This is a genomic window from Terriglobia bacterium (assembly GCA_020073185.1).
In the GTDB taxonomy this organism is placed as follows: domain Bacteria; phylum Acidobacteriota; class Terriglobia; order Terriglobales; family Acidobacteriaceae; genus JAIQGF01.
In genome coordinates, this window is sequence record JAIQFT010000042.1 from 1 (window position 1) to 13,297 (window position 13,297).

The 13,297-nt window shown below is 61.1% G+C and carries 12 protein-coding genes; 5 read left to right on the forward strand and 7 right to left on the reverse strand.

The genetic code is table 11. The annotated features are described in order from the left end of the window. Positions 1–853: 853 nt before the first annotated feature. From LAN64_14670 to LAN64_14695, 6 genes are all read right to left on the reverse strand, one after another. Positions 854–1,648: a hypothetical protein gene (locus LAN64_14670; protein MBZ5569080.1), complete on the reverse strand. Its 795-nt coding sequence runs from the start codon at positions 1,646–1,648 to the stop codon at positions 854–856. A 472-nt stretch (positions 1,649–2,120) separates the two neighbouring features. Continuing rightward, positions 2,121–3,200 carry a site-specific DNA-methyltransferase gene (locus LAN64_14675; GenBank protein ID MBZ5569081.1) on the reverse strand — a complete coding sequence of 360 codons (1,080 nt, stop codon included), beginning with the start codon at positions 3,198–3,200 and terminating at the stop codon, positions 2,121–2,123. A gap of 687 nt (positions 3,201–3,887) precedes the next feature. Beyond that, complete coding sequence (locus LAN64_14680) at positions 3,888–4,916, reverse strand: hypothetical protein (GenBank protein ID MBZ5569082.1); 1,029 nt, start codon at positions 4,914–4,916, stop codon at positions 3,888–3,890. 349 nt (positions 4,917–5,265) lie between these two features. Continuing rightward, positions 5,266–6,057 carry an orotidine-5'-phosphate decarboxylase gene (gene pyrF / locus LAN64_14685; GenBank protein ID MBZ5569083.1) on the reverse strand — a complete coding sequence of 264 codons (792 nt, stop codon included), beginning with the start codon at positions 6,055–6,057 and terminating at the stop codon, positions 5,266–5,268. 9 nt (positions 6,058–6,066) lie between these two features. After that, complete coding sequence (locus LAN64_14690; protein MBZ5569084.1) at positions 6,067–6,552, reverse strand: septal ring lytic transglycosylase RlpA family protein; 486 nt, start codon at positions 6,550–6,552, stop codon at positions 6,067–6,069. 395 nt (positions 6,553–6,947) lie between these two features. Then, positions 6,948–7,373 carry a zinc ribbon domain-containing protein gene (locus tag LAN64_14695; protein ID MBZ5569085.1) on the reverse strand — a complete coding sequence of 142 codons (426 nt, stop codon included), beginning with the start codon at positions 7,371–7,373 and terminating at the stop codon, positions 6,948–6,950. A 309-nt stretch (positions 7,374–7,682) separates the two neighbouring features. Between LAN64_14695 and LAN64_14700 the strand changes: the two genes are divergently transcribed. The 5 genes from LAN64_14700 to aroA all read left to right on the forward strand — a co-directional run bounded on the left by LAN64_14700 (position 7,683) and on the right by aroA (position 12,390). Next, positions 7,683–8,930: a hypothetical protein gene (locus tag LAN64_14700; protein ID MBZ5569086.1), complete on the forward strand. Its 1,248-nt coding sequence runs from the start codon at positions 7,683–7,685 to the stop codon at positions 8,928–8,930. 131 nt (positions 8,931–9,061) lie between these two features. Continuing rightward, positions 9,062–9,385, forward strand: coding sequence for a PspC domain-containing protein (locus LAN64_14705; GenBank protein MBZ5569087.1), 324 nt, complete (start codon positions 9,062–9,064; stop codon positions 9,383–9,385). A gap of 155 nt (positions 9,386–9,540) precedes the next feature. Beyond that, the gene (locus LAN64_14710) at positions 9,541–10,335 is read left to right on the forward strand and encodes an alpha/beta hydrolase (protein ID MBZ5569088.1); all 795 of its coding nucleotides are present in this window, start codon (positions 9,541–9,543) and stop codon (positions 10,333–10,335) included. 273 nt (positions 10,336–10,608) lie between these two features. Then, the gene (locus tag LAN64_14715) at positions 10,609–11,007 is read left to right on the forward strand and encodes a hypothetical protein (protein ID MBZ5569089.1); all 399 of its coding nucleotides are present in this window, start codon (positions 10,609–10,611) and stop codon (positions 11,005–11,007) included. 96 nt (positions 11,008–11,103) lie between these two features. Continuing rightward, complete coding sequence (aroA, locus tag LAN64_14720; protein ID MBZ5569090.1) at positions 11,104–12,390, forward strand: 3-phosphoshikimate 1-carboxyvinyltransferase; 1,287 nt, start codon at positions 11,104–11,106, stop codon at positions 12,388–12,390. Positions 12,391–12,392: 2 nt separating this feature from the next. Here aroA and LAN64_14725 read toward each other — a convergent pair whose 3' ends face one another. Continuing rightward, complete coding sequence (locus tag LAN64_14725) at positions 12,393–13,277, reverse strand: hypothetical protein (GenBank protein ID MBZ5569091.1); 885 nt, start codon at positions 13,275–13,277, stop codon at positions 12,393–12,395. Positions 13,278–13,297: the final 20 nt, after the last annotated feature.

Consider the following 13,297-nt stretch of genomic DNA (forward strand, 5'->3'; position numbering starts at 1 on the left):
TGGGCTGGAAGGACATCTGGCAACTGAGAGCAATCCTAGGAAGAGGAGAAACAGAAAAAGCTGCGACTAAGCAGGAGGTCGCGTAACATGATCCCGAGCGCCGCTCTTCAACCTCCAACTAAAAGCGGGACACTCTCGGTGCGTCCGAAACGGGCTACTGTACGCGTCTTTGCCAGATCGAGCTACGTATGAAATGGCGCTGCGGAACGTCGGCCGATACTTGCGTTCAGATTCTGCAGGCAATCCAAACCAAGCTAGGCCCAAAGTCCCAGTCCACTCGGGCAAGCCGACTTTCTTCGGGGAGGAGCTTCCTGCGGAACTGTAAGGCAGATCTCCGGTCACCAGGACTTGGTTTGGCACCCGCGTGCTACGGGTCGCGGTAATTCGCTTTCCGAAAAGGGTGAGGTCCAAACCGAACGTTACACCATGCAACTCCGGATGCCGCAGAGGATTGTCGGCCGACAATTTCGAACCCAATACGAAGTGAATGATAGCTATTAGAGTCGACTTTCCCAACCCATTGCGTGTGTCCTTTTTCGTGGACTCAAGAGTACGATCAGCCAAAACGACATTCAGACCGGAGTCGAATGAGACCTCCTTGAATCCTGGAAGATCAGAGAAAACGCGATTTATCATTCCGATCTCACGAGTAGTCCGCGTTCGAAATTAATCGTGCCGAGGCAGTACAGTAGATCGAGCCCTTGCACGAAGCGTTCGAACGTTGCAATTTCATCGATATCCCGGCAGTGCTCCCATAGGGCGCTCACCGTCATGGGTTTTCGCAGGTTACTCAACAGGGAAGCACCTACTCCAAGCAACGAGGATCGTAATGGGATATGTTTTGTAGGAAGAATCACTTCTCGAACACCTCACAAATCATGAAGTAGTACCCAAGGACTGCGAGGCCAGCTGCCATGTGTCGCAGATCCGTCATGCGCCCGCCAGCGGCGTACCACATCAGCGCCTCAAAGAGGCGATCACCCTCGTCACCACCGCTGTGGAGGCGAGCATACTCGTTCGCTAGGCCCGCCTTCAAACGCTCAGGGAATTCCGGATCTACTTTGGCGTAATGTTCTACGAAACGCTTCACGTCAGGAGCTTTACCGAGAGCAAGCAATAGGAAGTGCTGAACGGCCCCTGTGAGTTTGTTCTTCTCCATCTTCGCGGCGGGAGCAGTCACGTGTAAGTCCGCTGCAGGTGTTCCAGCTATGGAAAGGGCGACGCCCGCTGTTACTACTGCAAGCTCGGCGTATGTGATCAGTGGCATAGCAGCACCGAGCGCATCGTTAATGCGCCGCTCGTGGTCGCGTTTCCACCCGAGCAGCAGCTCGGAGGTGTACGTGCAATCCTGTGCGTCAACGATGTCGTGGTGATATCCACACAACAGAATCCAATTGAGGTAACAATCGCGTTCCTTCTTAGTCAGGTTAGGATTTGCTCGTGGTCCCTTGTCCGAGTGCGCCTCTATATGTGCAATTTTGCCGACAACCACCGCTTTATCGAACTGCGTTGCATTGACCAGGACTTCGGCGAAGCAGGTCGGCTCGTTGCAGCGACCCGCTGACAACCCAAACAGCAATTTGACATCGGACGATGGGTACGACCGGCTCTCGCCGCCTTGCTGCGTTGGCGCCTCTTGTCCTGTCATATCGATGCAAGAATGTTGTCGAGCATACAATCAACTGCCACTCCCAGCAACATGATGTGCCGTTGCGGTGCTGGTCGGGTGCCCCCAACGTGCTTTTCGTTGGGTGCCGATGTGTGCTCGTGCCGTCCCCACGGGACTCCGGACGTTTCTCCGTCAAACCTCCCGGGACTTACGTCCCGGGGAAATCCCTCGGTGACTCGGGCACGCCGTTTTGGCCGCAACCGCCTGACTTCTCCGAATATCGCTAGCTTTCCTTCAAACAGAGGGGGGAGGGGGGTGGATAAACATCCGTAGCGTGGCGTTAATACCTAGAAGATAAATATCGCGCTCGAGAGCGAGCGCGCCACATCACACACGCAAGCGAATCAAAAGCAGGTGCCTCGCTGCGCTCGGAATGACACTACCTTAGGAGTTAGTTGGACCCTGACACCCGAAGCCTTGCGCCTGCAGCCCGAAGCCTGAAGCCTCGCCCCTAGTCCATCTCGGCGCGCTTGGGTGGCAACAGGTTGGTCGCGGGGCTGAGGGGTTTGCCGTCGGAGGCGCGTTGCAGAGAAATTGACCCGTTCACGTTCTTCAGCTCGATGTGGGCGGCGCCAGAGCCAAGCCGCGCGACGGCCATATTGAAATAGTGCTCGTCAACCTCAATGCCTATGCTGTGTCGCCCCGCCAGCGCCGCTGCAAGGCTGGTGGTACCGGTGCCAAGAAATGGATCGAGCACAGTGTCGCCAACAAAGCTGAACATCCGGATCAATCGAGATGCCAGCTCCAGGGGAAACGGCGCAGGATGGTCCTTGGTCGAGGCGCCGGTGACATCCGACCAAATCTGTTGGAACCATTTCTGGTGATTCGCGGCGGATATGACACTCAGAATCCGAGTGCTGACGGCTGGCTTCCGGTATGCACCGTACTTGCGCTGCATGAGGATGTACTCGACGTCGTTCTTGACGACCGCATTCGGCTCGTATGGTTTGCCCAGAAACCCGGAGGAACCATTTTCGACCTCATGCTTGGCATTGGCGATCTTGTACCAGAAGATCGGGGCGAGATTGTCGAAGCCGATGGCGCGGCAATGCTCTTGGATTGAGGCATGCAGCGGCACGACCATATGGCGCCCGCCGTTGTTTCGGCGCGACAAGCAAACATCGCCGACGACAACGATGAGCCGACCGCCCGGAACGAGCACTCGCCGACACTCCTGCCAAACCTTGTCGAGTTCCGACAAGAACTTCTCGTAATTGGTGACGAACCCGAGTTGGCCCTCTGACTGCCGATATTCCTTCAGTGTCCAGTAGGGCGGCGAAGTGACGACAAGATGCACCGTCTCAGAAGCAATCGTGGCGAGCCGCCGACGTGCGTCGGCCCGGTGGAGATCGTGAACTGTCGGAATTCGTGGGACGATCGAATCAATCAAAGCCGTGAGCTTCGGGTCTTTTGCAATGCGCGGGAGATCGGTTTGGGAGTCACGGATATTGCGGAGTTCAGGCGGAAGCAACGCATCGTGAGCGACCGAGTCGGTGTAGGGTTGCGGATGTGCTGCCGTGCTTGTGGTCATCGGACAAACGCTGACCCACTGTAGCATTTTCCACGCGTACGAAATAGAAAGCCCCAAGGTCATTTCGGGCGAAAGGCTACAGCCAAATGCTGCAAGCCGGCCGTGAGCTGCCCTGAGGTTACAGTCGCAACAAGCTTACTTCCGCTGGATTGACCGAGACGCCCCGAACAAAAAACCGACCACCGACAATCGAAAATGGATTACCGATTTCCGACCACCAAGGCCACGATTTCTGCAAACAGAACAAATCACTACGAAAATTCTTCTTGCTTGTCACAGACAACTCTGCCCCAACCCGCTATCCTGGAATTTCCGCTCAGGTGGCGGAGGTGGTTGTGTTTTCATGGCCACTGGTTAGCTGTTTGATAACAAATGTCGTTCGCCGTCATCCCCCGGAATGTACTTAGCAGTAAACAGTGCCGCCTCCAGGTAACCTGCGGTTACCGTGGGTCATACCGTGGACACCGTGGGGTATTCGCGGATACCGTTTCACTCGCAACTGCTTATTGCGGCTTGCCTTGCGGCTCAAACCTTGCTCCTGAATGGGGGGAGGGGGGTGGGTAACCACCCGAAACGTGGCGTTAATACCTAAAATGCAAACATCGCGCTCGAGGGCGAGCGCGCCACATCACACACGTGAGGGCGCGTGTGCCACACGGCTGAAGCTTGCAGCCTGAAGCCTCGCCGCTAATCCAGCTCGGCGCGCTTAGGCGGTAACAAGTTGGTGGCGGGGCTGAGGGGTTTGCCGTCGGAGGCGCGCTGTAAGGAAATTGATCCGTTCACATTTTTCAGTTCGATGTGGGCTGCGCCGGAGCCGAGGCGACCAGCGAGGGAGTGGCCGACGTAGCGGCCGTCGTTCACGGGAAGTCCGAAATCGTTGTTGATGAAGCCGGAGACGGTCTTGGCGGTGACCTCGGCGTCGGCGTCGGAGGGAAGCGTCAGCACGACGCTGCCGTTCACCGATTTCAGTTTGACGTCGGCCAATTCGGATGCTCGCGTCGGCGCGTTATGCGATTCGCTTCGCTCATCGTGCGCCGGTCGCTCGCCCAGGTCCTTCGACTCGCGCCCAACCCCAGGGCGCTCGCTCAGGATGACACCGCTTCTTGAGTTGAAGCTCACATCTAAAGTCCCATTCACCGTGGAAAGATCGGTGCGGCCGCGCAGGCCGCTGGCGCGCAGGCGTCCATTGATGCAGGAGGCGTGCACGTCGCCGGAGATGTTCTGCAGGTCGAGGTTGCCGTTGACCAGCTTAATGCCGTCGAGGAGGGCGTCGGCGGGAACGGTGAGGGTGTAGTCCACGCTGGCGGGATTGTGGATGGGATCGTTGTCGGTGAAGGTGAGGTTGTGGTCCTGGTAGTGGGTCTTGATGGCGATGGAGCTGAGGTCGGCGCGAACCTGGATCTCGGCCTCGGCGAGGCTCTCGCGGGTGCCGGCGTACTTGAGGGCGTCGACTTTGACCTCGTTGCGGTTCCAGGAGGTGATGGAGGCCCGGCCATTAATGTTCTTGAGCTCGATGCGTCCGCCGGGATTGAGCGGGTAGGTTTGGTGGAACTCCTCTGTGAACCCACCCTGTCGCTCACCTTGAGCCGCGCTCAGGATGGGCTGCGTCGCGAGCGACAAGGGTGGGGCAACGGCGAGGGTGACCTGCGCGTGGGCGGCGAAGGCGGCAAGGGCGCCGCACAGGATGCCGAGGATTACGGATTTAGTGGATTTCATGGCAGGCTCCCGGGTTCCCGCTTCAGGCGGTTGGACGGGCGGAGGGAGAATTGGTAAGCGGGGGAAGCGGTCGATGGTCGTTGGTCGACGGTCGATGGCGGGAAAGAACGGCAAAGCCGTCGATGGTTCGATGGTCGATGGTTGATAGGAAAAGCAGATTCCTCGATTCGGATGCACGGCGGATAAGTGGTCGTTGGTCGAAGGTCGATGAGAAAAGCAGGTTCCTCGATTCGGACGCGCCAACCCGCACGCGCAAACCCGGCGCGTACTGGTTGTATGGCGCGTCCTCCCTCGGAATGACACCCTCTAAGAGTTGTGTTTCGGCGAGCTTAAAGCCCGGCGCTTCCGCCTAAACCGTGACGGGGCAGGCGGAGGAGATTTCGGCGAGGATGCGGCGGGCAGCGGCGGCGGGGTCGGAGGCGGCGGTGATGGGTCGTCCTACGACAATATGGGTGGCGCCGGCGGCGATGGCTTCGGCGGGTGTAGCGGCGCGTTCCTGATCATCTTTCCGCTGAGCGGTTCCGGCGGGACGGATGCCTGGAGTGACGATGATGAAGCCGGGGCCAAGCTCGCGGCGGAGTTCGCGGACTTCGCGGGCGGAGGTCACGACACCGTCGCAGCCGGCCCTGCGGGCCAGGTCGGCGAGACGGAGGGCCTGGTCGAGGACGCGTCCGGAGACGCCAATTTCCACGAGATCTTCGTCGTTGAGGCTGGTAAGGACGGTGACGGCCAGGATCAGGGGACGGGGAATTGCCCGGAATCGCGCAACTGCGGAATTGGACGGCGAGTCTGTGGGAGCACTGGAATCCGTTGCCACCCCGGACCGGGCGGCTTCGACGGCGGCTTTCAACATGCGGAGGCCGCCGGAGGCGTGGACGGTCAACATGCGGACGCGAAGCTGGGCGGCCTGCCGGACGGCGGCGGCGACGGTGTTGGGGATGTCGTGGAATTTGAGGTCGAGAAAGACATCACGGCCGAAGGCGACGAGGTCGCGAACGACCTGCGGACCTTCGGCCGTGAAAAGCTGCTTGCCGACCTTAAAAATCTGGGCCGAGTCACCGACCATCGCCACGATGTTGCGTGCCTCGGGGGCATTGGGAACGTCAAGGGCGACGATCAGGCGCTCTCGGATGTCGGACATGCGGCCAGTTTAAGGCAAAAAAGCCTCGGATTGGGCGATTTCCGCGGCGGGTTCGACAATATCCAAGCGAACGGGCTCCAGCCCCGGCCCACTGAGGCCGATCATTCGGGCTGCGCCGTAGGATAGGTCAATGATCCGGGCCCTGGGCATGGGACCGCGGTCGTTGACCCGCACGACTACCGATTCACCGTTGTCCAGGTTGGTGACCCGGACCAGGGTGCCCAAGGGCAAGCGCCGATGGGCGGCGGTGAACTGGTACATGTTAAAGGGCTCTCCACTGGCCGTGGGCTTGCCGTGGAAGTGACGCCCATACCAGGAGGCGGTGCCTATCTGGTAGGGCTTGTGCGGCTTCGGCCGTGGTCTGGATGCGGCGTTCGTCTTATCGATGCTCTTATCTACTTTTTTCTGATCTGGGCGCGTGTTCGTTCGGGGTGCCGCCTCCAGGCCGGTGACCGAAACCAAGATCACCAGAATGTTGGTCAGTACTCGTCGCATTAACACCTCGCGTTTTCTATAAGTCGTCCCTCCCCCGAGATACGGGTCTGTCAAGGCTAGCAAACACGGGGGAAAAGTCAACCGGGCGCGGAGATTCTGGGGTTGACTTTCCGGACAAAGTGGCGTTTCGGCCCGGGCGGCAGGATGGATCCTGGGGGAGGGTAACTATCCCGATCCCCCCTGCCGTCTATTACTTAGAAGGCGGGAAAAAGGGAGGAGTTGTCCGGTTTTGAGGGCGTTTTTGCGGAGTATCAAAATGAAACAGGTTACTTTGGATTTACTTTCGGGCGGGCTTGGGGCACGCGATTCCAGCGCCTCACTAGCCATCAAAGGACGTTGGACACGAAATAAGGGCACGGTCGGCCGTGCCCATCGTGTGGGGAGTGGAAATCCGGTCAGCGGGCGCCGGGCTTCTTGAGCAGGATAGCGGCAAGGAGCGCGGCAGCGGCGGCAAGCAGCCATTCCATACGCCAGATCTGGATCGCCTGCCAGTCTAGGACGGTGGCGGCGGAATAGATGAAGCCGGTAGCAATGGCGGCGATGATGCATCCCATCCCGGCGACGAAGGCGATCAGGGCGCCGATGGAGAACCCGAGGCCTTCGCGGATGCGGGTAAAATCAAGCCATTGCACCCAGCGGCTGCCGGCACCGATCAAAGACCCGCGTTCGGAACCGCAAACATGGCAAAACCGGGCGCCGACCACGAACTCGGTGCCGCATTGCGAGCAGATAAGCTGGCCGGTTGCGACTTCCATCGCGTGCGGCGGCTGGCCCGGTGGCCGCCAGTACTCCTTCTGAACGTTGTGCGCTGCTTCCGGCATGACATCCTCCATCTCCCCGTGGAATGAGGGGCAGGTGACGCGCCAAAGTGGGGCCGCGGGTGCGTCATAGTTATCAATGAGTTATGAGCCAAGTCGGATGCGCAGCAAGAGGATTAATGGGGAGAAATTACCCGGAAGCGGGAGGGAGTACCAAGCTGTGGGTTATGAGTCGTCGCACGGGGGCGAGATTTCGCGGGCCTGGAAGCTGGCAGCTAGGCGGCAGAAACAGAGTTGTGAGTTGCGACAGCAGATATCGGACTTGCTTTGGCGGGGAACGCCCATCAGGTAAACTGCGCAAAGACCCCCGCTATGAGAACCGATCGGCGCGCGCATCCTCCTGGCAATATCCGCGGCACGATGCTCTACGTTGTTATTGGTCTGCTAGCTACGTCGGTTGCGGCGGCGGCAGGAAGCGCACCGGCGGGAATTTCCAAACTCAAGTTCCGGCCCAACGACGTCAACACGCGCAGCGGCTTCGAGCACCTCTACAACCTGGAATACGACCAGGCGGTGAAGGAGTTCGAGCTGGCACTGAAGGCCCATCCCGACGATCCGTTTGCCACCAATCACCTGCTGTCGGGCGTGCTGTTCCGCGAGCTGTATCGGATTGGGGCGCTGGATACCGAGCTGTACTCCAAGAACAGTTTCTTGACCAGCAAACAGTTTCCCGTTGATCCTAAGATGCAGGAGCAGATCAAGGGGCTGATCAACCGCGCATTCCAACTGGAAGAGGCGCGTCTGAAGGCGAATCCCAACGACGTGGACGCGCTCTATGCCCGCGGGGTGACACGCGCGACGCGCGCCCTCTACATCGGACTGGTGGAGAAGGCGTGGTTCTCGGCGCTGCGGAACGCGGTGGGTGCGCGCCGGGATCACGAGCGCGTCCTGGAGTTGGATCCCAGCTACGCGGACGCGAAGATGGTGGTGGGGATCCATAATTACGTGATGGGGAGCGTCAACTTCGCGATCAAGGTGGCGGCCTCGGTGGCGGGGCTGAGCGGCAGCAAGAGCAAGGGAATCGAATACCTGGATGCGGCAGGGCAGGGCGGGGGAGAGACGTCGGTGGATTCCAAGATCGCGCTGTCGCTATTTCTGCGGCGGGAGCAGCGATATGCGGAGGCGCTGAAGCTGGTGGGCGGGCTGGAAGCGGACTTCCCGCGGAATTTCCTGTTTCGGCTGGAGAACGCCAACCTGATGAATGCCGCGGGGCATGGGCCGGAGGCCATCGCCGCGTTTCGCAAGCTGCTGGAAGACAGCAAGGCCGGCATGTTTGCGGAGTCGCGCATGGAGATGGCGTACTACGGGTTGGGCGAGGCGCTACGCGGGCAACACGATTTCCGCGGCGCGGCCGAGGCGTACGATACCGTGCAACAGTACACGGCGGCGGATCCCGATCTGCGGCAGCGGGCAAACCTGGCGGCAGGAGAGATGTACGACGCGGCGCACAATCGCGAGCAGGCAGTACAGCGGTATCAGGCGGTGATCGCGGCGGAAGGGAAGTCGGAGCGAGCGGGAGTGGCGAAGAAGTACATCAAGCAGCCGTATCGGAATGAATAAACAGGTCTCAGGCTCCAGGCGTCAGGCGGGAACATGAATAGGTTTCAGGCTTCGGGTTGCGGGCTTCAGGCGGGAACCTTTTCACCGGCAGCGACGTATCCTATCTCGTAGGAATCTTGCTGGGGGCGAACATGTACTGCAATTACTGCGGCAAAGTGATCCAGGACGATGCCAACGTTTGCGCGTACTGCGGCAAGCGCGTGGCCGCGGTGGTGGCGCGGCGGAAGCTGGTGCGGCCTCGGCAGGGGCGCAAGCTCGCCGGGGTGTGCGCCGGGCTCGCGGAATACTTCGACCTCGACGTGACCCTGATCCGGCTGGTCTGGCTGGTGGCGGGAATCCTGATGCTGCCATTCTGGGTGATCGGTTATATCGTGGCGTGGATCGTCGTGCCGGAAGCGCCAGAGTATGTGGCCATCGTGCCTGCTGGGACAACGGTTTCGACGCAGCAGAGTTGAAGAACATCTCCTTGGTTCGGAATCTGCACGCGGTGGCCGAGGGTGTCCCCCGCGACGTCAATTCCGCAATTTGAAGTGCAGCCCCGGCGAGGCGCCGCGGCCTCAGTCTAGAAATCCTGTTATGCTGCACAGGCGAGGGCGCGTGTGCCACATCCATGCGGGTACGAAGCTCCGATACAGAAATCTTCTATGAGGTGATGGGCGGCGGGCCGGACGTGGTCCTGCTGCACCCGTTTCCCGCCCATCGAGGAGTGTGGATGCCGGTGGCGGAGCTGTTGGCGACACGCTACCGCGTAATCCTGCCCGACCTGCGCGGACACGGTGAGTCGGGAGTGGGAGAAGGGCCGGCGACGATGCAGAAGCACGCGGCGGACATCGCGCGCGTGATCGATGACAACGGGGTCCGCAAGGCGGTGTTTGCGGGAGAGTCGATCGGCGGGTACGTCCTGTTTGAGTTCTGGCGGCGCCTGCGGGAGCGCGTATCGGCGCTGATCCTGTGTAACAGCAAAGCAGGCGCGGACAACGAAGAGGCGCGCGCGAACCGGCTGCGCTCGGCGGAGGATGTGGAGAAACGCGGAGTGGAGCCGTTCGTGGATACCATGATCCCGAAGCTGCTGGGGGAGACCACGCGCACCACGCGGCCGGATTTGGCGGAGAGAGCGCGCACGATGATGATGAAAATGACGCCGGCGGGGGTAGCGGCGGTGCAACGCGGGATGGCGGAGCGTCCGGATTCGGCGCCGACGCTGGCCACCATTGATGTGCCAACGCTGCTGATCACGGGAGACGAGGACGCGCTCACGGGAGTCGGAGAGGCGGAGGTGATGCAGCACCATATCGCGGGCAGCACGCTGCAGGTGATTCCGCGCGCCGGCCATTACGCGGTCTTCGAGCAGCACGAGGGGGCAGCGAGGATCATCCGGCAATTTCTGGATTCGGCTTCGAAGTAGATTGCGGAAGTGCGGAACTACCCAACCGCAGAATTGCGGAATTGCCGAACTGCAGAATTGAAAACCTCGACGAGCCGCACGATCATTACCTTATCCTCTGCCACTTCTGGTTCCGCGTTTCGCCTATTTTGCCAAGCGAGTGGGCGAACAGCGCTCCAATGGACCCGAGGAGCGGGTGTTAGAGCATGAATCACCCCTGAGATTCGCACTGACCGATTACCAATTCCCCAATTCTGCAGTTCGGCAATTCCGCAATGTTAGAATTCCGGCATCATGGTTGATGCCTTCCTGGTACCCGAAAAAACTACGATTACCGCCAAAGGCGACGGCGCGAGCCTGGACATCAGCGGCGCGCAGAGCCGTGTATTTCTGCTGACGCTCAACATTATCAACGTGATCGAGCAGGAGTCGCTGGATGTGAGCGTGTTCGGCTCGGCCGACGGAACCACCTGGAGCGCGAAAGCGCTGGCGGCGTTTCCGCAAAAATTCTATCGCGGGCAGCATCCGCTGCTGCTCGACCTGACGCAACCGGTGGACGTCAAGTTCCTGCGCGCGCACTGGGAAGTGAACCGCTGGGGACGCGGCGTGGAGACGCCGAGGTTCGAGTTCAGCGTGGCGCTGAAGGAAGTGCCGGCGAGCGTGCTGCAGGAAACCTCCAGGATGAAGTCCTGATGGCATGAGTGCGGCGGAATCCACCGCTGCGCGCGCCTGAAACCCACGAGGAGAGCCGAGTTCGTCCGCGCCAGCTCGGGCGTGAGTCGCAGCACGATGCAAAACGAAAACCAGGTCGTTGTCGGTCCGGCGCGCAATATCCGCGGCAGCGTAGCCATGCCCGGTGACAAGTCCATCTCGCACCGCTACGCCATGCTGGGCGCGATCGCCGAGGGAGGCACGCGGCTGAGAAATTTTTCCAGCGGCGCCGATTGCGCCAGCACGCTGGCCTGCATGGCGGCGCTGGGAGCAGGGGTGGAGCGGAGCGCGGACGGTAGCATTGAGATCAGCGGCGGCGCGCTGCGCGGGCCGGCGCAGGCGCTGGACTGCGGAAACTCCGGTTCGACTATGCGCATGCTCGCCGGAATCCTGGCGGGGCAGGAGTTCGCGGCGGAGATGGTGGGCGATGAATCGCTCTCGCGGCGGCCGATGCGGCGCGTGATCGAGCCGCTGACGGCCATGGGCGCGCGCATCGAATCGCGCGATGGCTGTGCGCCGTTGCGTATTCGCGGCGGACACCTGCAGGCGATTGAATACAAGACGCCGGTGGCCAGCGCGCAGGTAAAGTCCGCCGTGCTGTTGGCCGGACTGTTCGCCGAGGGCGAGACCTGGGTTGAAGAGCCGTTGGCGACGCGCGATCACACCGAGCTGGCGCTGGAGGCGTTCGGTGGGAAGGTGCAGCGGGCGGGAAATCGCGCCGGCATCCGCGGCGGCCAGCGGCTGGCGGCGATCGAGGCGGAGGTGCCGGGCGATATATCGTCGGCCGCGTTCTTCCTGTGCGCGGCGGCGCTGTTTCCGGAGTCGGACCTGATCATTGAGCGCGTGCTGTTGAACCCAACGCGCGCCGCGATCGTCGACGAGTTGAACCTTGTGGGCCTGCGGACCATGCTGCTGGATGCCGAAGACCGGAACGGCGAGCTGGTGGGAACAATTCGAGTGATGGGCGGGCCACTGCATGGAACCGTGCTCAGCGGGGCTGAGATTCCAACCTTGATCGACGAACTGCCGGTGCTGGCGGCGATCGGACCTTACACCGATACGGGCATCGAGATCCGCGACGCGCGCGAGTTGCGGGTCAAAGAAACGGACCGCATAGCGGCTGTGGCGGCGAACCTGCGCGCGATGGGAGCTCGCGTGGAAGAGCGCGAAGACGGGCTGTTGGTGCCGGGCGGGCAGAAGCTGCATGGCGCCGAGATTGACGCGCGTGGCGACCATCGCATCGCCATGGCGTTCGCGGTTGCGGCATTACGCGCCGAGGGCGAGACCGTGATCAATGGCGCGGACGCGGCGCGCATTTCCTACCCCGAGTTCTTTGAGGTGCTGAGCGGGATCGCAGAGCCGTAGAATCAATGCTGCTTCGGTGCGGTCACCTGCTCATGCACATCCACCGAGAACAGCAGGAAGTCGCTGAAGGTGTGGCGGCGGCGGTAGCGGTGCCCGCGGAAATCCATGTAGATTTCGGCGCTGCCAGGCAGCCACAGCTCCACGTTGCGTTTTTCGAAGCGCACCGCCTGATATTCCACCGCGATGTGTTCCCGGAATAGTCGGATCTGCGGCAATACCGTCAGGAGATCGGTCTCCAAGCGCAGCACCTGGTGCTTGTCAGCCGAGATCCAAGCGCGCCCCTTCAAGTGCACGGGAAACACGCTGTGCCCGACGACGTAAGCTCGCAGCCGCGACGTCCGGTCCGGCCGCTGTTCGAAACGTACTTGCCATGCAGCTTGCCCGTTCCACTGTGCCAGCCCCTCGCATTTCATCGCGTAGGCGTCAAGGAATTCCTGGTGAAACACCAGCGCGAGCGCCGGCAGGCCCCGGTCTTGCAATTCCGCCGGGTGCCCTTGCGTCGGCCGGTTGCTGCTCCGGAACTCGTCCATCACCAGCCCACCAGGGCCCTCGTACAGGTCCACCTGGTATTTGTACGTTCTGGCTTCGGGCTTACCCCAGCGTCCATTCCTTTCTAATTCCTGGTGTTCGAGCCGCTCGGTCGCATCGAACTCGCGCAGGTTGGCGATGAGCTCCTTAACGTGATTGCTGACCGCCTGCAGTACATCCGGCAGGGAGCATTGAACGTCTGCCGCGACCGGGAGACTATCCTCGTCTACCTCCGGCGGCGGCCACGCCCGCGACATCTCCGGCCGGCCAACGAGTTCACCCGCTTCGCTTCCGCTGGTCCGTTGCGCCCATACGGCGATTGTGCTGCCCGCTGCGAGCAGTAGGGCCAACGTCAACACTGCAGCTTTTCTAGCCTGCC